At 41.1% G+C, this 24,740-nt stretch carries 25 protein-coding genes; 24 read left to right on the top strand and 1 reads right to left on the bottom strand.

The window, feature by feature from the left end:
* Positions 1–93: 93 nt before the first annotated feature.
* The gene (locus HMPREF1519_RS02635; RefSeq protein ID WP_002883622.1) at positions 94–948 is read left to right on the top strand and encodes an undecaprenyl-diphosphate phosphatase; all 855 of its coding nucleotides are present in this window, start codon (positions 94–96) and stop codon (positions 946–948) included.
* 61 nt (positions 949–1,009) lie between these two features.
* Here HMPREF1519_RS02635 and HMPREF1519_RS02630 read toward each other — a convergent pair whose 3' ends face one another.
* Positions 1,010–1,381, bottom strand: a complete 372-nt coding sequence (locus HMPREF1519_RS02630; RefSeq protein WP_022496532.1) for a DUF3021 family protein — start codon at positions 1,379–1,381, stop codon at positions 1,010–1,012.
* Positions 1,382–1,587: 206 nt separating this feature from the next.
* On the opposite strand from HMPREF1519_RS02630, the gene mecA reads away from it, so the two are divergent.
* From mecA to HMPREF1519_RS02515, 23 genes are all read left to right on the top strand, one after another.
* On the top strand, positions 1,588–2,337 hold the full coding sequence (gene mecA, locus HMPREF1519_RS02625) for an adaptor protein MecA (RefSeq protein ID WP_002883698.1): 750 nt from the start codon (positions 1,588–1,590) through the stop codon (positions 2,335–2,337).
* Between the two features lie 3 nt (positions 2,338–2,340).
* On the top strand, positions 2,341–3,498 hold the full coding sequence (locus HMPREF1519_RS02620) for a glycosyltransferase family 4 protein (protein WP_002883603.1): 1,158 nt from the start codon (positions 2,341–2,343) through the stop codon (positions 3,496–3,498).
* Between the two features lie 161 nt (positions 3,499–3,659).
* Positions 3,660–4,430: a Fe-S cluster assembly ATPase SufC gene (gene sufC / locus HMPREF1519_RS02615; protein WP_002883600.1), complete on the top strand. Its 771-nt coding sequence runs from the start codon at positions 3,660–3,662 to the stop codon at positions 4,428–4,430.
* Between the two features lie 36 nt (positions 4,431–4,466).
* Positions 4,467–5,729, top strand: a complete 1,263-nt coding sequence (gene sufD, locus HMPREF1519_RS02610; protein ID WP_013989976.1) for a Fe-S cluster assembly protein SufD — start codon at positions 4,467–4,469, stop codon at positions 5,727–5,729.
* Between the two features lie 53 nt (positions 5,730–5,782).
* Complete coding sequence (locus HMPREF1519_RS02605; RefSeq protein WP_037611136.1) at positions 5,783–7,015, top strand: cysteine desulfurase; 1,233 nt, start codon at positions 5,783–5,785, stop codon at positions 7,013–7,015.
* Positions 7,002–7,433, top strand: coding sequence for a Fe-S cluster assembly sulfur transfer protein SufU (gene sufU, locus HMPREF1519_RS02600; RefSeq protein WP_037611135.1), 432 nt, complete (start codon positions 7,002–7,004; stop codon positions 7,431–7,433). Before HMPREF1519_RS02605 ends, sufU begins: the two co-directional genes overlap by 14 nt.
* 75 nt (positions 7,434–7,508) lie before the next feature.
* Positions 7,509–8,927: a Fe-S cluster assembly protein SufB gene (gene sufB / locus HMPREF1519_RS02595; RefSeq protein WP_002883666.1), complete on the top strand. Its 1,419-nt coding sequence runs from the start codon at positions 7,509–7,511 to the stop codon at positions 8,925–8,927.
* A 174-nt stretch (positions 8,928–9,101) separates the two neighbouring features.
* Positions 9,102–9,461, top strand: coding sequence for a hypothetical protein (locus HMPREF1519_RS02590; protein ID WP_002883594.1), 360 nt, complete (start codon positions 9,102–9,104; stop codon positions 9,459–9,461).
* A gap of 79 nt (positions 9,462–9,540) precedes the next feature.
* Positions 9,541–10,407 carry an Hsp33 family molecular chaperone HslO gene (hslO, locus tag HMPREF1519_RS02585; protein WP_037611134.1) on the top strand — a complete coding sequence of 289 codons (867 nt, stop codon included), beginning with the start codon at positions 9,541–9,543 and terminating at the stop codon, positions 10,405–10,407.
* Positions 10,400–11,377, top strand: coding sequence for a tRNA dihydrouridine synthase DusB (gene dusB, locus HMPREF1519_RS02580; RefSeq protein ID WP_002883588.1), 978 nt, complete (start codon positions 10,400–10,402; stop codon positions 11,375–11,377). The genes hslO and dusB overlap by 8 nt, the downstream gene beginning before the upstream one ends.
* A 163-nt stretch (positions 11,378–11,540) precedes the next feature.
* Positions 11,541–11,984, top strand: coding sequence for a zinc-dependent MarR family transcriptional regulator (locus tag HMPREF1519_RS02575; protein WP_002883584.1), 444 nt, complete (start codon positions 11,541–11,543; stop codon positions 11,982–11,984).
* Position 11,985: 1 nt separating this feature from the next.
* Positions 11,986–12,693, top strand: a complete 708-nt coding sequence (locus HMPREF1519_RS02570; protein ID WP_002883613.1) for a metal ABC transporter ATP-binding protein — start codon at positions 11,986–11,988, stop codon at positions 12,691–12,693.
* Positions 12,686–13,498, top strand: a complete 813-nt coding sequence (locus HMPREF1519_RS02565) for a metal ABC transporter permease (RefSeq protein ID WP_037611133.1) — start codon at positions 12,686–12,688, stop codon at positions 13,496–13,498. The genes HMPREF1519_RS02570 and HMPREF1519_RS02565 overlap by 8 nt, the downstream gene beginning before the upstream one ends.
* 163 nt (positions 13,499–13,661) lie before the next feature.
* Complete coding sequence (locus HMPREF1519_RS02560) at positions 13,662–14,600, top strand: AEC family transporter (protein WP_037611132.1); 939 nt, start codon at positions 13,662–13,664, stop codon at positions 14,598–14,600.
* 154 nt (positions 14,601–14,754) lie between these two features.
* A complete protein-coding gene (locus tag HMPREF1519_RS02555; RefSeq protein WP_037611131.1) occupies positions 14,755–16,941 on the top strand; it encodes a PTS transporter subunit IIBC in 2,187 nt (728 codons plus the stop codon).
* Positions 16,942–17,038: 97 nt separating this feature from the next.
* Entirely contained in the window at positions 17,039–17,854 is an 816-nt protein-coding gene (locus HMPREF1519_RS02550; RefSeq protein ID WP_037600399.1) for an endonuclease/exonuclease/phosphatase family protein, read from the top strand.
* 103 nt (positions 17,855–17,957) lie between these two features.
* Complete coding sequence (locus tag HMPREF1519_RS02545; protein ID WP_022496539.1) at positions 17,958–19,307, top strand: glucose-6-phosphate isomerase; 1,350 nt, start codon at positions 17,958–17,960, stop codon at positions 19,305–19,307.
* Positions 19,308–19,491: 184 nt separating this feature from the next.
* Complete coding sequence (locus tag HMPREF1519_RS02540) at positions 19,492–20,292, top strand: SDR family oxidoreductase (RefSeq protein ID WP_022496540.1); 801 nt, start codon at positions 19,492–19,494, stop codon at positions 20,290–20,292.
* Positions 20,293–20,354: 62 nt separating this feature from the next.
* Entirely contained in the window at positions 20,355–22,181 is a 1,827-nt protein-coding gene (locus tag HMPREF1519_RS02535; RefSeq protein WP_081721218.1) for a BglG family transcription antiterminator, read from the top strand.
* Entirely contained in the window at positions 22,181–22,678 is a 498-nt protein-coding gene (locus HMPREF1519_RS02530) for a transcriptional regulator GutM (protein WP_022496542.1), read from the top strand. Before HMPREF1519_RS02535 ends, HMPREF1519_RS02530 begins: the two co-directional genes overlap by 1 nt.
* On the top strand, positions 22,675–23,217 hold the full coding sequence (gene srlA, locus HMPREF1519_RS02525; RefSeq protein ID WP_022496543.1) for a PTS glucitol/sorbitol transporter subunit IIC: 543 nt from the start codon (positions 22,675–22,677) through the stop codon (positions 23,215–23,217). The genes HMPREF1519_RS02530 and srlA overlap by 4 nt, the downstream gene beginning before the upstream one ends.
* A gap of 16 nt (positions 23,218–23,233) precedes the next feature.
* Positions 23,234–24,214 (top strand): PTS glucitol/sorbitol transporter subunit IIB, encoded by a 981-nt coding sequence (gene srlE, locus HMPREF1519_RS02520; RefSeq protein WP_022496544.1) that lies wholly within the window; start codon positions 23,234–23,236, stop codon positions 24,212–24,214.
* A 94-nt stretch (positions 24,215–24,308) separates the two neighbouring features.
* Positions 24,309–24,671 carry a PTS glucitol/sorbitol transporter subunit IIA gene (locus HMPREF1519_RS02515; RefSeq protein WP_022496545.1) on the top strand — a complete coding sequence of 121 codons (363 nt, stop codon included), beginning with the start codon at positions 24,309–24,311 and terminating at the stop codon, positions 24,669–24,671.
* Positions 24,672–24,740: the final 69 nt, after the last annotated feature.

Here is a 24,740-nt window from a genome sequence, read left to right as displayed (position 1 = left end):
ATACAAGTTGTAATTTGATATAATGGGAAGGACGATTTGGAGCCTTGATCATTTTTGGTGTGATGAGGCTAGCATTTTAAAACGGAGATAATTATGCAAACGGCACAATTTATTATTGAATTACTAAAAGCAGTCTTTCTTGGGATTGTCGAAGGTATCACTGAGTGGCTACCGATTTCATCTACGGGTCACTTGATTTTGGTGAATGAATTCTTGAACTTGAGACAAAGTAAAGACTTCATCGATATGTTTAATATCGTTATCCAACTTGGTGCTATTCTTGCGGTTATGGTCATTTACTTTAAACGTTTGAATCCCTTCCAACCTGGTAAGACAGCACGTGAAGTGCAATTGACTTGGCAGCTTTGGCTCAAGGTGGTCATTGCCTGTATTCCTTCAGCCTTCTTTGGTCTTCTTTTAGATGACTGGATGGAGGCCCATCTCAGTAATTTCTTTGTAGTAGCTATCATGTTGGTGGTCTACGGGATTGCCTTTATTTGGATTGAGGACCGCAATCGACGTGTAGAGCCTAAGGTAACGGATTTGGCACGTATGTCTTACAAGACGGCTTTCTATATTGGTCTTTTCCAAGTCTTGAGTATTATTCCAGGGACAAGCCGTTCAGGTGCTACTATTCTTGGGGGTATCATCGTTGGTACTAGTCGTAGCGTAGCTGCTGACTTTACCTTCTTCCTTGGTATTCCAACCATGTTTGGTTATAGTGGACTTAAGGCGGTTAAGTATTTCATTGACGGGAATACCTTGACAGGTGGACAAGTGGCTATTCTCTTGGTAGCTAGTGTGACAGCCTTTGTTGTCAGCTTGTTCGTGATTCGCTTCTTGATGAATTACATTAAGAAACATGATTTCACAGTTTTCGGAAAATACCGTATCGTGCTTGGTATTATTGTGCTTCTTTATGGAGCTGTCAAACTTATTTTCGGATAATTACGTTCAAGTAAACTGAAAAAGGACTTCAATTGAAGTCCTTTTTTATCTGGTTTAGAGATTATTTGTGGAGAAGTTTTCCAAAGATAAGGTAAGCTAGCAACCATAGGACCAGTCCGCAAGTCAAGAAGCTAGCTAGGATTTTCAAGAAGTCCACGATATTATGCAAGGGATACCATCCGGACAAACAGAGAATTGGAAGGATGGTAACACACATGATTGAGAAGTGGAGAAGAGATTGCTGTTTGAGCGATAAACGATTATCGTCGTAAATGGGTGCAGTTGCTAGTATGATGGCGACGATTAGCCCTGTAAGAAAGGTAGATTTGTTTACTTGATAAGGTTGCCCCGATAAGTAGAGAAAGAGCGTCAATAAACTCGTTATTCCTCCAGCAATGCTAGCTCGTAGCCACCCTTTTTTATAGGCAGTCATGGTCATCACCTCCATGTATATCTTCACTTTTATTATACTCCAATCTAGGATAGATGACAGGTATAAATGGGGAAATACAAGGTTTTGTTAGTATTAAGAAGTTTTTAGAAATCCTTTCCAAAATAAGACTCAAACTTGCTCAGAAATTGCTATCTCTTGGCTTTTCTAGTATAATGAAATAACTACTCGTGCGAGGTTTTTTACATATGGAAATGAAACAAATAAGCGAGACAACTCTAAAAATCATGATTACCATGGAAGATCTTGAAGAACATGGTATGGAATTGAAGGATTTCTTGATTCCCCAGGAAAAAACAGAGGAATTTTTCTATACTGTCATGGATGAGTTGGACTTGCCTGATAACTTTAAAAATAGTGGGATGCTGAGCTTCCGTGTCACGCCACGCAAGGATCGTGTGGATGTCTTTGTGACTAAATCAGATCTTAAGGAAGACCTTGATTTCAACGATTTGTCAGATATGGATGACTACTCAGGGCTTTCTCCAGAAGAGTTCCTCAAGGCTCTTGAGGGTAACTTTATGGACAAGGGTGACATCGAAGCACACCATAAGCTCGAAGAGCTTGAAAAGACCTTGGAAGAGGTTGATAAGGCTATGACAGAGCCTACCAAGGAAGTGGCTGAAGAAAATATTCGTGAAGACTATACCCACTATGTCTTGGCCTTCTCTGACTTTGATCAAGTGGTGACTTTTACGCAAGGTTTGAAGGATGTGCCTGTTGAAGGTTCTGAGCTTTATAAACTTGGGGATGTCTACTATATGACAGTCCTTCTTTACTTGGCTGATGAGCCTGATTATTACGCGAACAATATGTATGCGCGTTTTCTTGAATATGCGAATGTGGCAGACCGAACACGTGCCTACCTACAAGAGCATGCAACAATCTTGATGGAAGAGGACGCCTTACCGGTACTACAAGCAACGAAATGGAGCTAAGACATGCCTTGGACCATTAATTATATATTCGTTTTGATTGGGACCTTTTTGATAGCCATCGTGACGACCCCTTTGGTACGCTCTTTGGCCTTACGTGTCGGAGCTGTTGACAATCCCAATGCAAGACGTATCAATAAAAAGCCAATGCCTAGTGCTGGTGGTCTAGCTATTTTGTTGGCCTTTGTACTAGCGACCTTGGTCTTTATGCCTATGATTATCCATAAGGATATTTGGCATGTTTCCTACATCAGGTATATCTTACCGGTTGTTGTGGGTGGATCTGTCGTAGCTCTGACGGGCTTCATTGATGATATCTTGGAATTAAAGCCTCTACCTAAGATGCTTGGTATTGTTATTGGAGCTGTTATCGTTTGGGCTTTTACAGACTTCCGATTTGATAGCTTTAAGATTCCATTTGGTGGTCCCATGATTCATTTTGGGCCAGTCCTGACCTTGATTTTAACGGTGTTATGGATTGCGGCCATCACCAATGCCATTAATCTGATTGATGGTTTAGATGGCTTGGTTGGAGGAGTTTCTATCATTTCCCTTATGACTATGGGGGTGATTTCTTATTTCTTCCTCTATGATACTGATATTTTCTTGACCATGACCATCTTTGTCTTGGTCGCTGCCATTATGGGCTTCTTCCCCTACAATTATCATCCAGCAATTATCTATCTAGGTGATACGGGGGCGCTCTTTATTGGCTTTATGATTGGTGTCTTGTCATTGCAAGGATTGAAAAATGCAACTGCAGTGGCTATTTTGTCACCTGTTATTATCCTTGGAGTGCCTATTGTTGACACAGTGGTAGCCATTGTCCGCCGGAAATTGTCAGGGCGTCCAGCCATGGAGGCTGACAAGATGCACTTGCATCATCGCCTTCTAGCCATGGGCTTCACTCATCGAGGGGCGGTTCTGGTGGTTTATGCCATCGCTATCCTCTTTTCATTGATTGCCCTCCTGTTAAACGTTTCCAGCCGTTTCGGTGGTATTCTCCTACTCTTGAGTTTGATTTTGGGAATGGAAATTCTGATTGAAGGGCTTGAGATTTGGGGCGTTGGTCGAACACCTCTCTTCAACTTCCTGAAATTTATCGGGAATAGTGATTATCGCCAAGCAACCATGTTAAAATGGAAGCAAGGGCGAAAAAATTAAACATTTGAAAAGCCAAGTAATGGCTTTTTTGTTATAATGATTCTAATTAAGGAAAATGGAAGTTCTCTTTTTATTTTCCAGAAAATAGCAAGACTATTTTCAAAAAAATAATGCAAATTAGCGAGCAAGTGCTCGCTGTATATATGAAAAAGGAGTATACAATGTCTGTACTTGAAATCAAAAATCTTCATGTTTCTGTTGAAGATAAAGAAATCTTGAAGGGTCTTAATTTGACTCTTAAAACTGGTGAGATTGCTGCTATCATGGGTCCTAACGGAACTGGTAAATCTACCCTCTCAGCTGCTATCATGGGTAACCCAAACTATGAAATCACAGAAGGGGACATCCTTTTTGATGGTGAAAGCATCCTTGACTTGGAAGTTGACGAACGTGCACGCCTAGGTCTTTTCCTTGCTATGCAATATCCAGCTGAAATCCCAGGGATCACAAACGCTGAGTTCATCCGTGCGGCTATGAACGCTGGTAAAGAAGATGACGAAAAGATTTCTGTTCTTGATTTCATCACTAAATTGGATGAAAAGATGGAATTGCTTGGTATGCGTGAAGAAATGGCTGAGCGTTACCTTAATGAAGGTTTCTCAGGTGGTGAGAAAAAACGTAACGAAATTCTTCAATTGCTTATGTTGGAACCTAAGTTTGCTCTTCTCGATGAGATTGACTCAGGTCTTGATATCGATGCCCTTAAAGTGGTTTCAAAAGGGGTTAACGCTATGCGTGGCGAAGGCTTCGGTGCTATGATTATCACTCACTACCAACGTCTCTTGAACTACATCACTCCAGATGTCGTACATGTAATGATGGAAGGTAAAGTGGTTCTTTCAGGCGGTCCTGAATTGGCTGCTCGTCTTGAGCAAGAAGGTTATGCGAAAATCGCTGAAGAGCTCGGTTACGAGTACCACGAAGAAGCGTAAGTCTGTTACTCGAAATAACTAGAAAAGGAGTAACCTATGTCAAAAGAATCTATTATCGCTTTTTCACAAGCAAAGGCAGAGCCACTTTGGTTGCAAGACCTTCGTCAAGCAGCCTTTGATAAGATTGAAAGTTTGGCTCTTCCAAAAATTGAGCGTGTTAAATTCCACCGTTGGAATCTCGGTGATGGAACGATTACTGAAAATGAACCATCAGCAAATGTGCCTGATTTTACAGCGCTTGGAAACAACCCTAAATTGGTCCAAGTAGGAACAAATACTGTACTTGAACAATTGCCAGCTGACTTGATTAGTCAAGGTGTGGTCTTCACAGACCTTACGACTGCTCTTGAGGAAATCCCAGAAGTCGTTGAAGCCTTCTTTGGTAAGGCTGTAGCCTATGACGAGGACAAATTGGCAGCTTATAACTATGCCTATTTCAATAGTGCAGCAGTCCTTTATGTACCAGATAATGTTGAAGTTGACTTGCCAGTTGAAAGCTATTTTTACCAAGATGGAACTTCAAATGTTCCATTTAACAAACACGTTTTGATCGTGGCTGGTAAAAACAGTAAATTGACTTACCTTGAGCGCTTTGAAACGCTAGGTGAAGCGACTGAAAAAGCTAGTGCCAATATTTCAGTTGAAGTCATTGCTCAAGACGGTGCACAAGTCAAGTTTGCGGCTATTGACCGTTTGGGTGAAAACGTCACAACTTATATTAGTCGTCGAGGTCGTATCGGTCGTGATGCCAGCATTGACTGGGCTCTCGGGATCATGAACGAGGGCAATGTTATTGCTGACTTTGATAGTGACTTGATTGGCAATGGAAGTCATGCCAACCTTAAAGTTATTGGTCTTTCATCAGGTCGTCAGGTTCAAGGGATTGATACTCGTGTGACGAACTATGGTAACAACTCTGTGGGACATATCCTACAACATGGTGTTATTTTGGAACGTGGTACTTTGACTTTCAATGGTATTGGTCACATTGTCAAAGGTGCTAAGGGTGCTGATGCACAACAAGAAAGCCGTGTGCTTATGCTTTCTGACAAGGCACGTTCAGACGCCAACCCAATCCTCTTGATTGACGAAAACGAAGTTACAGCAGGACATGCTGCTTCAATCGGTCAGGTAGATCCAGAGGATATGTATTACCTTATGAGTCGTGGACTTGATCAAGACACTGCAGAACGTTTGGTTATTCGCGGTTTCTTAGGAGCAGTTATTACTGAAATCCCAGTTAAAGAAGTGCGCGATGAAATGATTTCTGTAACTGATACAAAACTAAACAAACGTTAGGAACTATCGACGCAGATAGTCTAACCTATGATATATCTAGATAGGGAGATAAGATGTCAGCTTTAGATGCCTATAAGATTCGACAAGATTTTGCCATTTTAGATCAGGTAGTTAATGATGAACCTTTGGTATACTTGGATAATGCAGCAACGACTCAGAAGCCTCAAGTAGTTTTGGACACTCTCATGGCCTACTATCATGAGGACAATGCCAATGTTCACCGTGGTGTGCATACTTTGGCTGAGCGTGCAACAGCTGCTTACGAAGCTAGTCGTGAAAAGCTTCGTCAGTTTATCAATGCTAAATCAACCAAAGAGGTCCTCTTTACACGTGGAACGACAACTGGTCTTAACTGGGTTGGTCGTTTTGCAGAGCAGGTTCTTGAGCCAGGAGATGAGGTGGTTATTTCAATTATGGAACACCACTCAAATATCATTCCTTGGCAGGAAGCTTGTAAGAAGACAGGGGCTAAACTTGTTTACGCCTACTTGAAAGATGGCCAATTGGATATGGAAGATTTGGCTAACAAGATTACTGAAAAGACAAAATTTGTCAGTCTAGCTCAGGTCTCTAACGTTTTAGGCTGCATCAATCCTGTCAAAGAGATTGCCAAGCTTGCTCACCAAGTTGGTGCCTATATGGTGGTGGATGGTGCCCAATCGGCGCCCCACATGGCCATTGATGTTCAGGATTTGGATTGTGATTTCTTCACCCTTTCTGGACATAAGATGTTAGGCCCAACAGGGATTGGGGTTCTTTATGGCAAGGAAGAGATTCTTAACCAGATGAATCCTATTGAATTCGGTGGTGAGATGATTGATTTCGTTTACGAACAGGAAGCCACTTGGAAGGAATTGCCTTGGAAATTTGAGGCTGGTACACCTAACATTGCGGGGGCTATTGCTCTTGGTACTGCTGTGGACTACCTCTCTGCTTTAGGCATGGAAAATATTCATGCTTACGAGCAAGAATTGGTAGACTATGTTTTGCCTAAGCTTCAGGCGATTGATGGTCTGACAGTCTATGGTCCAGAGGATCCTAGTCAGCATGCAGGTGTTATTGCCTTTAATATTGATGGGCTTCACCCTCATGATGTGGCGACAGCTCTTGATTATGAAGGAGTGGCAGTGCGTGCGGGTCACCACTGTGCTCAGCCTTTAATTAATCATTTAGGAATCTCATCAGCTGCCCGAGCAAGTTTCTATATTTACAATACCAAAGAGGATTGCGACAAGCTTGTAGAGGCAATTCTTGCGACGAAGGAGTTTTTCAATGGCACTCTCTAGACTAGATAGTTTATATATGGCTGTTGTGGCCGATCACTCTAAGAGCCCTCACCATCATGGTGTCCTACCTGATGTGGAGCAACTTCAACTGAATAATCCGACTTGTGGAGATGTTATCAATCTGTCAGTCAAATTTGATGGTGACGTGATTGAAGACATTGCCTTTGCTGGTGATGGGTGTACCATTTCTACAGCTTCATCAAGTATGATGACGGATGCAGTTATTGGAAAAAACAAGGCCGAGGCTTTGGAGCTAGCGGAGATTTTCTCTCTTATGATTCAAGGAGATCATAAAGATGAAGATAAGCTAGGCGAAGCCAAGCTCTTGGCGGGGGTTTCTAAATTTCCACAACGTATCAAATGTGCAACACTCTCTTGGAATGCCCTCAAAAAAGCCATAGAGAGAAGCGAGCTTTAGGAAGTCAAGGAGCAGTTAGTCTCCTTGACCAAGCAAAAAGGAAAACGAATCAAACCTTTAATAAAGGAAAATACTATGACTGAAACAAATGAAAAAGTAGAACCAAAACCCATTGATTTGGGGGAATATAAATACGGTTTCCATGACGATGTGACACCAGTCTTTTCAACAGGAAAAGGAATCAGCGAGGATGTGGTCCGTGCCATGTCTGCTGAAAAAGGGGAGCCTGAGTGGATGCTTGAATTCCGCTTGAAATCATTGGAAACCTTTAACAAAATGGCCATGCAAGAGTGGGGACCAGACCTTTCTGGTATTAACTTTGATGACTTGACATATTTCCAAAAAGCATCAGACAAACCTGCTCGTGACTGGGAAGACGTTCCTGAGAAAATCAAGGAAACTTTTGAACGTATTGGTATCCCAGAAGCAGAGCGTGCCTATCTTGCTGGAGCCTCAGCTCAGTATGAATCAGAAGTGGTTTACCACAACATGAAAGAAGAGTATGACAAGTTGGGTATTATCTTTACAGATACGGACTCAGCTCTTAAAGAGCATCCAGAGCTCTTCAAGAAGTACTTCTCAAAACTGGTTCCGCCAACAGACAATAAATTTGCGGCCCTTAATTCTGCCTTCTGGTCAGGTGGTACCTTTATTTATGTACCTAAAGGCGTCAAGGTGGATATTCCGCTTCAAACCTACTTCCGTATCAATAACGAAGCGACTGCCCAGTTTGAACGTACCCTTATCATCGTTGATGAAGGTGCCAGCGTTCACTATGTTGAAGGATGTACAGCGCCAACATACACAACGGCTAGCCTTCATGCAGCCATTGTTGAAATCTTTGCACTTGATGGTGCCTACATGCGCTACTCAACTATCCAAAACTGGTCAGATAGCGTCTACAACTTGGTAACTAAACGTGCTACCGCTAAGAAAAATGCGACTGTTGAGTGGATTGATGGTAACCTTGGGGCCGAAGTCACTATGAAGTACCCATCTGTTTACCTTGATGGAGAAGGTGCGCGTGGTACCATGCTTTCAATTGCCTTCGCCAATGCAGGTCAACACCAAGATACAGGGGCTAAGATGATTCACAATGCACCGCATACATCATCATCTATTGTTTCTAAATCAATCGCTCGTAACGGTGGTAAGGTTGACTACCGTGGACAAGTCACTTTCAACAAGGATTCTAAGAAATCGGTATCTCACATCGAATGTGATACCATCTTGATGGATGACTTGTCTAAATCAGACACTATCCCATTTAACGAAATCCATAACTCACAAGTTGCCCTTGAACACGAAGCTAAAGTTTCTAAGATTTCTGAAGAGCAACTCTACTACCTCATGAGTCGTGGACTTTCAGAACAAGAAGCAACAGAGATGATTGTTATGGGATTTGTGGAACCATTTACCAAAGAACTTCCAATGGAATATGCTGTTGAGCTTAACCGCTTGATTAGTTATGAAATGGAAGGATCAGTTGGGTAAAAACTCTGATAATTTAAAGGGACCAGATGGTCCTTTTTGTTTTGCTAGAAAAATCGAGCAATGAGCTCTAGATAACTGTTAGTAACAGAGTAATTGCAAAGTGTAGAAAGCGTTTACAATCGGTATTTAAAAAGATATAATAGATTTGAATAGCAAGTAATGGAGGGGACTAATATGGGAGTGTATAACAGTGACTGGCTACTCAATCAAATTCGAGGGACAGCTAATGTGGTCAGTAAGGCTTTTAAATTTGAGACTCTGGATATTGATTTAGGTCAGGTGGAGGACGAGCAAGGTCACACGATTGATGGCAATGACTACATTGACGACTTGTTAATCCATGAACAGTATGATCAGGCAACTACCTTCATTCATAGTCAACTCAAACGTTTGACAACTAATGACTATAATCTCCTTGTCAGCGTCTATATTGAGTATTTGGAGAATTTGCCACCTGTAATAAGGCAAAAACACCATTTTGATGATAGAAAAATAGCAAGTTTGAGGGAAAAACTGTCCGAATTTTCATGGTAATTTGGTAGAGGGTGTGGAAGCGAAACGCCGAGCGTTTACGATTTTTCCACCCTCTTTTTTGTGTTATAATAGAATCACTATGGATAAATTAATTAAAACAATTTCAGAATCAGGTTCTTTCCGTGCTTACGTTCTTGATAGCACAGAAACTGTTAGAACCGCACAAGAAAAACACAATACTCTATCATCATCGACAGTTGCTTTGGGGCGTACCCTTATTGCCAACCAAATCTTGGCTGCTAACCAAAAAGGTGAAAGCAAAATTACGGTTAAGGTTATCGGAAACAGCTCTTTTGGTCATGTCATCTCTGTAGCTGATACCAAAGGACATGTTAAGGGCTATATCCAAAATCCAGGTGTGGACATCAAGAAAACAGCGACTGGTGAAGTTTTGGTGGGGCCTTTTATGGGGCAAGGGCAGTTTGTCTCAATCATCGATTATGGAACTGGTAATCCTTACACGTCATCAACACCACTTATTTCTGGTGAAATCGGTGAAGACTTTGCCTACTATTTGACAGAATCTGAGCAAACGCCATCTGCTGTTGGTCTTAATGTACTTCTTGACGAAGAGGACAAGGTTAAGGTTGCTGGTGGTTTCATGCTTCAGGTTTTACCAGGAGCTAGCGAAGAAGAAATCGCTCGTTACGAAAAACGCATCCAAGAGATGCCAGCCATTTCAACGCTTTTGGAGTCTGATGACCATATCGAAGCTCTCTTGAATGCCATTTATGGGGATGAACCTTTCAAACGTTTGTCTGAAGAGGAGCTTAGCTTTGAGTGTGATTGCTCACGTGAACGTTTTGAAAATGCCCTCTTGACGCTTGGTAAGGATGAACTTCAAGCCATGAAAGACGAGGATCATGGGGCTGAAATCGTCTGCCAATTCTGCCAAACTAAGTATGAATTTTCAGAAGCTGACTTGGAGGAACTCATCAATGACTAAACTTAATTCGTCCTTCATGATTGGAAACGTGGAGATTCCTCATCGTACAGTATTAGCTCCGATGGCAGGTGTTACCAACTCGGCTTTCCGTACCATTGCCAAGGAATTCGGTGCTGGTCTCGTAGTTATGGAGATGATCTCTGAAAAAGGTCTCCTCTACAATAATGAGAAAACCCTTCATATGCTTCATATTGATGAGAATGAGCATCCGATGTCTATCCAGCTTTTCGGTGGTGATGCTGAGGGCTTGAAGCGTGCAGCCGACTTTATCCAGACCAATACCAAGGCTGATATTGTTGATATCAACATGGGTTGTCCAGTCAATAAGGTCGTCAAAAATGAAGCGGGTGCCAAGTGGCTCAAGGATCCAGACAAGATTTACCACATCGTCAAGGAAGTAACATCAGTACTTGATATTCCTTTGACCGTTAAGATGCGTACAGGTTGGTCAGACAGTGATTTAGCTGTGGAAAATGCTCTTGCGGCTGAGTCTGCGGGTGTTTCTGCCCTTGCTATGCACGGCCGTACTCGTGAGCAGATGTACACAGGCCACTGTGATCACGAGACTTTAGCCCGTGTTGCTAAGGCTATCACCAAGATTCCATTTATCGGAAATGGTGATGTTCGAAGCGTTCAAGATGCTAAACTCATGATTGAAGAACTTGGTGTAGATGCTGTTATGGTGGGTCGTGCAGCTATGAACAATCCTTACATTTTCACGCAAATCAACCACTTCTTCGAAACAGGAGAGGAGTTGCCAGAGCTTCCATTTGATAAGAAATTGGACATCGCTGAAGACCACCTCAAACGTTTGGTAGACCTTAAAGGTGAAAAGATTGCTGTCCGTGAATTCCGTGGTCTTGCACCACACTATCTTCGTGGAACAGCGGGAGCAGCTAAGGTTCGTGGCGAAGTCTCACGTGCCGAGTCTGTGGCTCAGGTCGAAGAAATCTTTGCGACTTTACGATAAATTTATAAATGATGAAAACTTAACCAGATTGGTTAGGTTTTTATTTTACCTTTATTCTTTCTTGATAGTGATAATAGCCTATCGCTAATCTTTTTCTTGGTCCACCCTTGCAAAACCTCTGTGTTTTCGATATAATTAACTGGTTAAGTAAATGGAGAAAGCAATGCTAGAACTAGAAGAACAAGTAAATCAATTGATTAATCAGATTTTGCTTAAGGCTGAAAATCAGCATGAGCTCCTCATTGGTCAGTGCCGTAGTCAGGTTAAGTTGACCAATACTCAGGAGCATATTCTCATGCTTTTGTCTGAGGGACGAAAGACCAATTCTGAGTTGGCTAAGACCCTCAATGTCAGCCAAGCTGCTGTTACCAAGGCAGTTAAAACCTTGGTCAAAGAGGGCATGTTGGAGGCTAAGAAAGACAAGGATGATGGGCGCGTGACCTACTTTGTCTTGACACAAGAAGCTAAACCCATAGCCCAAGAGCATGAGGAACACCACCAAGAGACCTTGGGGGTTTATCGGTCTGTATTGGATCAGTTCGATAATCAAGAGCGTCAGGTGATTGGACGTTTCTTGACAACATTAGCAGAAAAAATCGAGGAATAAGATGCGCTATATTACAGTTGAAGGACTGAGCTTCCAGTATGATGCGGAGCCTGTTCTGGACAATATTCACTATCATTTGGATTCTGGGGAGTTTGTGACCCTAACTGGGGAAAATGGAGCTGCCAAGTCAACGCTTATTAAGGCTACCCTAGGAATTCTCAAGCCTAAGAAGGGAACTGTAACCATCTCTGAAACCAATAAAGATGGTAAAAAGCTTCGCATGGCCTATCTTCCACAGCAGATTGCCAGCTTTAATGCAGGTTTTCCAAGCACGGTCTACGAGTTTGTTAAGTCTGGTCGTTATCCTCGTCAGGGCTGGTTCCGTCGTTTGACTAAGCACGACTTGGAGCATGTTCAACGTGCCCTTGAGTCTGTAGGTATGTGGGAAAATCGTCACAAGCAAATTGGGCGTCTCTCAGGTGGGCAAAAGCAACGTGCTGTTATTGCTCGTATTTTTGCCTCAGATCCAGATATTTTTGTTTTGGATGAGCCAACGACGGGTATGGATGCAGGAACAGCCAATACTTTCTATGAACTCATGCACCATTCGGCTCACAAACATGGCAAGTCTGTCTTGATGATTACCCACGACCCAGAGGAAGTCAAGGAGTACACAGACCGTAATATTCATCTGGTTCGTAACCAGAAATTGCCTTGGCGTTGTTTCAATGTCCATGAAAAGGATGGAGAGGAGCACAAACATGATTAGTGAATTATTAGCCTATGATTTTATGCAACGTGCTATTCTCTCCGTGATTGCTATCAGCATCTTTTCGCCAATTTTGGGGCTCTTCTTAATTCTTCGTCGTCAGAGTCTGATGAGTGACACCTTGAGTCACGTGTCCCTAGCTGGGGTGGCTGTTGGGATTTTCTTGGGCCAATCAACCACTTGGATGACCCTTGTGGTTGTGGTTATCGCTGCTTTGGTTTTAGAATATCTCAGGGTTAGTTACAAGCATTATATGGAGATTTCAACAGCTATCCTCATGTCAATGGGATTGGCAGTGGCTCTTATTCTTAGTAACAAGGCAGGTAGCAGTAGCATGAGTCTGGATAGCTATCTTTTCGGTTCTATCATCACGATTAGCTCTGAGCAGGTTCGTGCCCTCTTTGTTATTGCGGCCATTGTACTGGTCTTGACTCTACTCTTTATTCGTCCTATGTATCTGTTGACCTTTGACGAGGACACTGCTCATGTAGATGGCTTACCAGTTCGTCTCATGTCCCTCCTCTTCAATATTGTGACAGGGATAGCTATTGCCCTGATGATTCCAGCAGCAGGATCACTTTTGGTTTCCACCATCATGATTCTTCCAGCAGCTATTGGTATGAAAATAGGTCAAACCTTTAAATCTGTCATTTTCTGGGCTATTGGTATTGGTTTGGTTGGCATGCTCTCTGGTATTTTTATTTCCTATTATTGGGAAACACCAGCTAGTGCCACTATTACCCTTATCTTCATCGCCTTCTTTGGTCTGGTATCCATCTTTGAACCTCTCTTAAAAGCAGAATAGATAATAGAAGAAAAGGGCTTGAGAAATCAAGCTCTTTTTGTGATATACTAAAGTGGTTTTTGAGAGAAGTTAAAATAAGAATGGTAGATTTCTAGGCAGAAAAAATGATTAGTTTTTTCTGGTGTCTACTATTATTTGTAACAGTAACAAAAAAGGAGAAAGCATGGAAATCTTTTTAACGAGTATATCGGGAATACTAGTCATCTTGGGTATGATTTTAGTGGGATTCGTTATGGGCGAAAAAGGCTGGTTTGATGACAAGTCACGTGGTCTTATAGCTAAGCTAGTCACTCAAATTGCCCTGCCTTGTTATATGCTCTATACAATCACACAGCGTTTCACAGCGACAGACCTGCTCAAGATGTTACCAGAATTGCGTTTTCCTGCTCTGTCTATGGTGATTTTGCTTGGCATTGCGACAGCGGTGGCTAGCATTTTTGCAGTGAAAAAGGAGCGTCGTGGCCTCTTTATTTCCATGTTTTTTAATTCGAATACTATTTTTGTGGGGCTCCCTATCAATCAAGCCCTCTTTGGCGATGCTAGTATTCCCTATGTTCTTATCTATTATATGTGCAATACGACCTTTTTCTGGACCTTGGGAACTTACCTTATTCAGCGAGATGGGGAAGGAGAGGCAGAATTTGATTTAAAAACAAGTCTGAAAAAGATCTTCTCTCCCCCTCTAATGGGTTTCATGTTAGGTCTTATTATTGTTATCCTTCATATAAAATTACCAACTTTTTTAGCCACTGACTTGAAGTATTTGGGTAGTTTGACGACTCCTTTATCTATGATTTTCATCGGTTTGTCAGTGTCAAATGCAGGTGTCAAGCAGTTGGTTCTTAAAAAGGACCAGGTATTGATTTTGTTGGGACGCTTTGTAGTTGCCCCTCTCTTGATGGCTGCCATTGTTTACTGGGCACCTCTCCCAACTTTGATGAAACAAGTTTTTATCATCCAGTCTGCCATGCCTGTCATGACCAATGCTCCAGTAGTTGCTAAACTCTATGGAGCTGATAGTGATTACGCAGCTGTTATGGTTACTGAGACTACCCTTGCAACTATGGTTGTTATCCCAATTTTGATGGTTTTGATGGCTTAAAAATAATCAAGTAACCCCTGTTTTTCTGGGGGTTTTTAAATTTGTAAAAAAATTCAAAAAAAGTTTACGAAAACGCTTTACAAATCGTAAAAAGATGCTATAATAATTACATAAGTTATGCAAACGTTTGCATCGAAACATAGGAGGAAATGAAATGAATAAGCTAAAAGAAAAATTTGGCTTTGAGTTCTGGCAAAAATTCGGTAAAGCCCTCATGGTTGTTATCGCAGTTATGCCAGCAGCAGGTCTCATGATTTCTCTCGGTAAAACAGTTGCCATGATTAATCCAAACGTGGCACCACTCGTTATTACTGGTGGATTTCTTGAGCAGATTGGTTGGGGGGTTATTGGTAACCTTCACATCTTGTTCGCCCTTGCCATTGGTGGTAGCTGGGCTAAGGAACGTGCAGGCGGTGCCTTTGCGGCAGGTCTTGCCTTTATCTTGATTAACCGTTTGACTGGTTCAATCTTTGGTGTTACTTCAGATATTCTTGCTGATAAGGCTGCTACAGTCCACACCGTTTTTGGTCAATCAATCAAGGTATCTGATTACTTCATCAGTGTTTTGGAAGCTCCAGCCCTCAACATGGGTGTGTTCGTAGGTATCATCTCTGGTTTCATCGGAGCTACTGCCTTCAACAAATACTATAACTTCCGTAAATTGCCAGAAGCTTTATCATTCTTCAATGGTAAACGTTTCGTACCATTCGTAGTTATTCTTCGTTCAGCTATCGCAGCTATCGTTCTTGCTATCGTATGGCCGGTTATCCAATCAGGAATCAACGGCTTCGGTATGTGGATTGCCAACTCAAAAGAAACTGCTCCAATCTTGGCACCGTTCTTGTTCGGTACTTTGGAACGTCTTCTCTTGCCATTTGGTCTCCACCACATGTTGACTATCCCAATTAACTACACTCAATTGGGTGGTACTTATGAAGTTTTGACAGGTGCTGCTAAAGGGACTGAAGTATTGGGTCAAGACCCACTCTGGCTTGCTTGGGTTACTGACCTTGCAAACCTTAAAGGTGCACACCCAGAACAATACAAACACGTTCTTGAATCTGTTACACCAGCCCGCTTTAAAGTTGGACAAATGATTGGTTCATTCGGTATCTTGATGGGTATCGTAGTAGCCATCTACCGTAACGTCGATGATGATAAAAAACATCAATACAAAGGGATGTTGACTGCAACTGCACTTGCAACATTCTTGACAGGGGTAACAGAGCCAATCGAGTACATGTTCATGTTCGTGGCTACTCCACTTTACATCGTTTATGCTTTGGTACAAGGATGTGCCTTTGCCATGGCTGATATCGTTAACCTTCGTGTTCACTCATTCGGTTCTATCGAGTTCTTGACACGTACACCACTTGCTATTAACGCTGGTTTGGCGATGGATATCGTTAACTTCATTTGGGTAACTGTACTCTTTGGTGTTATCATGTTCTTCATCGCGAACTTCATGATTAAGAAATTTGACTACGCTACACCAGGACGTAACGGTAACTATGAGCAAGGTGATGATGCTCCATCAGAATCTGCTGGATCAGCAAGTGCTGGAACAAGCTCAGCAAGCTCACAAGTTATCAACATCATCAACCTTCTTGGTGGACGTGCTAACATCGTCGACGTTGACGCATGTATGACTCGTCTCCGTGTTACTGTTAAAGATGCTGATAAAGTCGGAACTGAAGAACAATGGAAAGCTGAAGGAGCTATGGGTCTTGTCATGAAAGGACAAGGGGTTCAAGCTATCTATGGTCCTAAAGCAGACGTATTGAAATCTGATATTCAAGACGTTCTTGATTCAGGTGAAGTTATTCCTGAAACACTTCCAAGTCAAATGACTGCTGTTCAAAAAGCAGAAGCTACCTTCAAAGGTGTGACTGACGAAGTACATTCAGTTGCTGATGGTCAAGTTATCAACATCGAAGATGTTAAAGACCCAGTATTCTCACAAAAAATGATGGGTGACGGTTTCGCTGTAGAACCAGAAAACGGTAAAATCGTTTCACCAGTAGCTGGTAAAGTGACAAGCATCTTCCCAACTAAACACGCTCTTGGTTTGGTAACAGACAATGGTCTTGAAGTTTTGGTTCACATCGGACTTGACACTGTTAGTCTTGAAGGTAAACCATTCGACGTTAAAGTTACTGAAGGTCAAACAGTTGCTGCAGGTGATCTCTTGGTTGAAGCGAACCTTGATGCTATCCGTGAAGCAGGTCGTGAAACATCTACAGTTGTTGTCTTTACAAATGTAGATGCAATCAAATCAGTTAAAGTAGAACATACAGGTAAATTGGCTGCTAACGCTCCAGTTGCAAAAGTAGAACTTTAATTTGCTAAACGATAAACAAGCAGACAGCCCTTGGGCTGTTTTGTTTGTAAATGACCCTATGTCATTTCTAGATGCAAGTCAGAAGAGGGATAAACTTATGAAATTTCTAACTTTAAATACCCACAGTTGGATGGAAGAAGATGCAGAAGGGAAATTCCAAACCTTAAAGGAACAGATTCTTAAAGCTCAGTATGATATTATTTGCTTCCAAGAAGTTAACCAAGAAATAGAGACTTCTGTTGTAGACACGGATGATTACTATCATGCACTTCCATCAGCAACACCAATCCACCAAGATCACTTTGTCCGTCTTCTTGTGGAAAAGTTGGCTGAAGAAGGTCTTCAATACCATTGGACTTGGGCTTATAATCACATTGGTTATGATCACCTTAATGAAGGGGTTGCCGTCTTGTCACGTCAACCATTGACAGCTAGCGAAATCTTGGTTTCAGATGTTGATGATCCAACTGACTACCATACACGCCGTGTAGCAGTTGCTGAAACCACTGTAGATGGCCGAGAAGTGGCTGTTGCTAGTGTTCACCTTTCATGGTGGGACAAAGGTTTCCAAGAAGAGTGGGTACGTATTGAGGAACGTTTCAAAGCTATTGGAAAACCACTCATCCTAGCAGGTGACTTTAACAACCCAGCAGGTCGCGAAGGTTATCAAGCCATTTTGGCTAGCCCACTCAATCTTCAAGATAGTTTTGAAGTAGCTAAAGAAACAACTGGTAGCTATACAGTTGGACCTGGTATCGATGGCTGGAAGGGCAATGAAGAGCCTTTACGTATCGATTATGTCTTTGCAAGCCAAGAGTGGACAGTAAATCGCCTTAGTGTCATTTTTGATGGAAACAATCAACCTCTAGTAAGTGATCACTATGGCCTTGAAGCAGACCTTGCATTTAGATAGTAACTGTAGCCTATCTTGACCTAATAAGGGTAAAAAGTATTGTCAAAAGATAAATAAAAGAGTAGAATAAAGGGTAGAATTGATTTTTTTAAAGGAGAAACTAATGGCTCATATTACATTTGATTATTCAAAAGTATTAGACAAATTTGTTGCACCACATGAAGTGGAATACATGCAAGCACAAGTTACAGCAGCAGATAATGCTCTACGAAACGGAACAGGTCCCGGAGCAGAAATGACAGGCTGGTTGAATCTGCCTGAAGAATATGATAAAGATGAATTTGCTCGTATTCAAAAGGCGGCTGCTAAAATCCAATCTGATAGTGAAGTGTTAATCGTCATCGGTATTGGAGGATCTTATTTAGGGGCACGTGCAGCGATTGATTTCTTGAATAATTCTTTTGTAAATCTACAAAGCAAGGAAGAACGTAAGGCACCTCAAATCCTCTATGCTGGAAACTCTATCTCATCAAGCTATTTGGCTGATTTGGTAGACTATGTATCAGACAAAGATTTCTCTGTCAACGTTATTTCTAAGTCAGGAACAACTACAGAGCCTGCTATTGCTTTCCGTGTCTTCAAAGAACTCTTGGTTAAGAAGTATGGTCAGGAAGAAGCAAATAAACGGATTTATGCAACTACAGACCGCGCTAAAGGTGCAGTTAAGGTTGAAGCAGATGCTAATGGCTGGGATACTTTTGTAGTGCCTGATAGTGTTGGTGGTCGTTTTACAGTATTGACAGCAGTGGGACTCTTGCCAATCGCAGCTGCAGGGGCTGATATCAGCAAGTTGATGGAAGGAGCAAATGCTGCTCGCAAGGCTTATGCTTCTGATAAGTTGGCTGAAAATGAAGCATATCAATATGCAGTTGTACGCAATATCTTGTACCGTAAAGGTTATCTGACAGAAGTTCTAGCTAACTACGAACCATCATTGCAATACTTCTCAGAATGGTGGAAGCAATTGGCTGGTGAGTCAGAAGGTAAAGACCAAAAAGGTATTTACCCAACTTCAGCGAACTTCTCAACAGACCTGCACTCTTTGGGGCAATTTATTCAAGAAGGAACTCGTATCCTCTTTGAAACAGTTATTCGTGTAGATAAGCCTCGCAAAAATGTGTTGATTCCTGAATTAGCAGAAGACTTGGATGGCCTTGGCTATCTGCAAGGAAAAGATGTTGACTTTGTCAATAAGAAAGCAACAGATGGAGTGCTGTTAGCTCATACAGACGGCGGAGTGCCAAATATGTTTGTGACCCTGCCTGAGCAAGATGAGTTCACTTTGGGCTATACTATTTACTTCTTTGAGTTAGCTATTGCTCTTTCTGGCTACCTGAATGGTATCAATCCATTTGACCAACCAGGTGTGGAAGCATACAAGAAGAATATGTTTGCCTTGCTTGGTAAACCAGGCTTTGAAGAGCTTGGTGCTGAGTTGAATGCACGTCTTTGATTCTCATATGCTTTGAGTTCATTTAGAATATAAAAAGATCCACAAGTTCATTTCTAGTGGATTTTTTAGTACAAGCCTCTTAATTAGTTTATTAATTTTTTGAACAGTGTAAAAAAGAGTGTCTTAATTCTTTTATGAAAGCGCTGTATAATTGCCTTGTAAATAAAATTTGAGAGGTATCAAAATGAATGATTGGTTAGACATTAAAGGCAAAACAGTTCTTGTGACGGGTGCGTCATCTGGGATTGGTAAGGCAATAGTCGAAGAATTGTTGGAATTAGGAGTCAATGTAGCGAATTTTGATCTTAGCGACAACGATTTGCGTCACCCGAATCTATTATTTGTAAAAGTTGATGTAACTTCTCGCTCTGAAGTAGAAGCAGGAGTCGCTAAAATAGTTGAAAGATTTGGCAATATTGATGCGGTAGTCAATAATGCGGGGATTAATGTACCTAGATTATTAATCGATGCAGAAAATCCTAAAGGTCCTTACGAGTTGGACGATGAGACGTTCGAAAAAATAACAATGATTAATCAAAAAGGTTTGTATTTGGTTAGTCAGGCAGTAGGACGTATTTTAGTGAAAAATGGAAAAGGTGTAATTGTGAACATGGCTTCAGAAGCAGGCTTGGAAGGTTCTGAAGGACAAAGTGCCTATGCTGCAACAAAAGCAGCAGTCTATAGTTACACTCGTTCATGGGCGAAAGAGCTTGGTAAGCATGGTGTACGTGTGGTTGGAATTGCTCCAGGAATTATGGAAGCTACGGGACTTCGAACTCTTTCTTATGAGGAAGCTCTTGCTTATACCCGTGGAAAGACGGTAGAAGATATTCGAGCTGGTTATGCTTCAACCTCAACGACTCCATTGGGACGGAGTGGGAAACTACGTGAAGTAGCTGATCTTGTAGCGTTCTATATTTCAGACCGTTCTAGCTATATAACAGGTGTCACTACAAATATTGCCGGAGGTAAAACTCGCGGATAAAACAATGAAGGTGGGGAAGAGAGTTGACCTTAGTAAATCGATGGTATAATATTTTAGACAAAATGGTTTCGCAGCCAACTTATTCCTTGGTAGATATGCGCTCAGAACTGGATATTAGTTTGCAAACCTTGCAAAAGAGTATCCAACAATTAAATGATGTTTTGGCTCCTAATATCCAGATTATCTCACAAGATGATCTGTTAATGTTGGAAGTGTATGACTATACAGAGTTGGAAAGGATTTTATCTGGTAGTTTAAAACAGGAGAGTGACTTCAATTCTTCCAGTAAAAGAATTGCCTATTTGCTAAAACGTTTAATTGAGTCAACCTCCCCTCTTCTTATTGACGACTTGGCTGAGGAAGTAGGTGTTAGTAGAAGTACCCTTAATAAGGATTTAAAACAAGTAAAATCTTTGGCAGAGAGTTACTCTATTACTATTTCAGGAAAGCCCAACCGTGGGCTGGAGGTCTTGGGGAGCGAGCTGAATTTGCGCTTGCTCTATATTCACCAAGTGGCTCCTTACTTTGAAGAAAGGACACTCACTGAGGCAACCTCTTCTTTTCTGGAGACGCTAGTCCAGGACTATAAAATCCCTAAAGAAACACAGGAACTCCTTCGAAAGACCATTTCAATTATGGTGGAACGTATTCATACATCTAAGGTGTTGAATTGTTCTATTCCTTATTATAAGAATGATTTAACAGAGACACCTTTGGCTGAGAAATTAATCTATCATATTGAGATGACTTATAAGATTTCCCTCAGTCAGTTTGAAATAGACTTTTTGTGTTTTCCGTTTAATGTCCGTTTTATTGACACTTTAAGCAAGCCGTCTTATCAATCTGAACAGGTTGCAAACATTTTTCAAGGGATTGTCAAGAAAGTCAAAGAAACAATGTTGGTTCACTTTGATGATGAAGAATTATTTGAAGAAATAAAGTCTCATCTAGGCGCTTTAATCAATCGACTGATTTTCCATGTGCAAGCTAATGATATATTTCATGGCGAGGTTCAAACTCAATATCCTTTTGCTTTTGAAATGGCGAAAATTGCTGGAGAAGAACTATCTGCAATTTTGGGTTCAGAATTGGAATTATCTGAAATCGGATATCTGGCTTTGTATTTTGAAATGATTTTAAGAAAGCAAAATTCTGCTGTTAAGGGTTCTCGCAAGCAGATAGCTGTAGTTTGCACAACAGGAAGAGGAACCGCTGCGATGATTATTCAGCAACTCAGACGAGTCCTTGGAAATGATGTAGACATTACTCAGTATTCTGAAGAGGATTTTAATGTGGAATTGAATCAGGACTATTTCGCGATTTTTACGACAGTTCCTCTAAAATATAAAGATTCTAAATCTCCAGTCATTCAAGTTAATCATCTTTTTGATGATCAATGGCTGCAGGAAGAATGGCAGAAAGCCAATGCTTTTCATCAAAAAAATCTAGAAACAGTTAGCTTACGCTTTCTTCGATTAAGCCCCCAAAAAACCTATCAGCAATACTTGCTAAATATGGTTGCAGAGTTAGGGAAACTTCAGATGATTGATAAAGGTTTTATAGAACGGATAATTGATAGGGAGAAAAAGCAATCAACCATTTTTGGTGGAGGAATTGCCTTCCCCCATACAATTAACCAGGGTTATGCAAAGACTATTTTAATGTTTGGAAAACTAGAAGAGCCTTATCAAAAAGGAGATGAATGGATTGAATTTATCTTTCTAGTCGCCATTCCCTCAGAAATTGAAACAAAAATGGAAAGTGAATTACTGGAATTGTATGATGATATTTTTAGAATTGCAGGAGAGCCTTCTCTGAAAGAGGCATTGAGATCGGTAGAAACAGAGACAGAGTTTCTATCATTTTCTAAGAGCAAAGGAGTATTTTAATGAATTCGCTAATAATTTTCGCCGTATTTGTAATGGCAGCTTATATATTTCAAATGTTCCTCGGCTGGCAGCAACTCAAAGACTTCAATAAGACCTATACGATGCTCCGAAAACTGGGTCGCGTAGCGATTGGCAGGAAGTCCGGAAGAATCAAATCCGGTACGATTGTCATGTTCGCGGTTGATGAAAACGGTCGGGTTCTTAAAGCTAGCAAAATGCAAGGAGTCACAATCTTAGCGCGTTTTCAAAATATGGACGATTATGTTGGAGAAGACATCCATTATTTTGACAAGTATAATCCTCTTGTGAGAAAAGAAAATAAGTTGATGCAATCAGCCATAGAAGATGCTAGAAAAGTCTATCTTTTGCATGAGGCAGGTATTGAGAAAGAGACAAGTTCATCTGATTCTTTTTTGGGATTTGGCTTTTATGCGAATTACTTACAATTATCTATTAAACAGTTATTAAAAAAAAATAAGAAAAGGGGTTCCTTATGAATCACATTACAAAATTTGCAGAGAATTTTATGAAACTCTTCCAATTAGGTGGAGAAACCTTTATTAGCTGGATGACAAATATTGTACCGCTTGTCCTAATGCTATTGATTGCAATGAATACCCTTATCGCTTTCTTGGGAGAAGAGAAGGTCAATTCCCTGGCTAAGATTTCTGCCAAAAATCCTGTTAGCCGGTATATGATTTTACCTTTCATTTCAGCCTTTATGCTGGGGAACCCGATGTCAATCAGTATGGGACGTTTTTTACCAGAATATTATAAACCTAGTTTTGTAGCAGCTCAGATGCAGTTCTGCCACACTTCAAATGGTGTATTTCCGCATATCAATCCTGGGGAATTGTTTGTATGGATGGGAATCGCGACAGGGATTCAAACTTTAGGCTTGAGTCAAATGGACTTAGCCATTCGTTACATGCTTGTTGGGATTGTCATGAACTTTGTAGGTGGCTGGGTAACAGATTTTACAACTGCTTATGTTGCGAAACAGCAAGGGGTTACCTTGAGTAAAACATTTGATTGATAGAAAGAGTGAATTTATGTCATATAAGAGTATAAAAGTTGTTAAAGGAAATGGCGGTTTCGGAGGACCTTTGGTCATTACTCCTAGTGAGGCAAAGCATAAATTTATCTATATCACTGGCGGCGGAGAAAAGCCAGATATTGTGGATAAAATTGCTGATTTGACAGGTATGGAAGCTGTTAATGGATTTAAAACATCTATTCCTGATGAGGAAATTGCTTTGGCAATTGTAGATTGTGGCGGAACTCTTCGCTGTGGAATCTATCCTAAGAAGGGGATTCCGACGATCAATATTGTCGCTACAGGTAAAAGCGGACCTCTAGCTCAGTATATTACAGAGGAAATCTATGTATCAGCAGTTGGTCTTGATCAAATTTCCGCTGCTAATGAAGATGAAAAAGCGACAACGGTGGTTACTGAAAAACCAACTTACGATACTAGTAAAAAAATCACAGAACAAAAAGCAGAAACAAGTATTGTAGCAAGAATTGGGATGGGGGCTGGTAAGGTTGTTGCGACTTTCAACCAGGCTGCTCGTGAAGCCATCCAAACAATGCTCAATACTATTATTCCTTTCATGGCCTTTGTTTCTTTACTAATTGGGGTTATTCAGGGTTCTGGTGTTGGAAATTGGCTGGCAAAACTAATGGTTCCTCTAGCTGGGAACATTTGGGGACTCATTTTGATTGGCTTTATCTGTTCCTTGCCATTCTTATCTCCTTTGTTGGGCCCTGGAGCTGTTATCAGTCAGATTATCGGAACCTTAATTGGAGTCGAAATCGGAAAAGGAAATATTCCGCCTCAAATGGCTCTGCCAGCTATATTTGCTATCAACACTCAAAATGGCTGTGATTTCATTCCTGTAGCACTTGGGCTATCTGAGGCGAAAGCTGAAACTGTTGAGGTTGGTGTCCCTTCTGTTCTCTATTCACGTTTTCTCAATGGTGTTCCTCGGGTCTTAGTAGCTTGGGTCGCTAGTATTGGTCTTTATCAGTAGAGCATGGTTAGGTTGTGCACACATATAAAAAATAGTATCTTAAACTTATCTATTAGGAACATGAAAGATTAGAGAAAGGATGGATCGGAATTAGATGAAGAAAATTTTTGAAGCTAAAGTAATTCAAGTGGGACCTGAAGCTCAGAATATGATTCAAGACGCTAATATGCTCATTTTATTTGGAGAAGAAGCTCCGGGAGACTTAGCAGAGTATTGTTTTAAGATTGATAACAAAAATCTGCTAGGTTCAATACTAGAAGGCGGCAAGCTGGTGGTAGATAATCAGGAATATTCGATTACTGCCGTGGGAAATGTAGTAGAAAAAAATTTAACTGGACTGGGCCATATCACTATTTCTTTTGATGGTTCAAAAGAGGGCAGTCTGCCGGGCACTCTCCATGTTGCAGCAGACCAAGCAGTAGTAATTGAGAAAGGTTCTACCATTCAGATTTTCTAAGTAGCTCAAGTAGGATAGAAAATCAAATCCTGTAAACTATCAAAGCAGCAGCCTAAAACTAAACGGCTC

Origin of the sequence: Streptococcus sp. SR4 (assembly GCF_000517725.1) — a bacterium.
GTDB lineage: Bacteria > Bacillota > Bacilli > Lactobacillales > Streptococcaceae > Streptococcus > Streptococcus salivarius_F.
The sequence above is the reverse complement of the archived record's forward strand: the minus strand, read 5'-3'. Positions and strand labels throughout refer to the sequence as shown.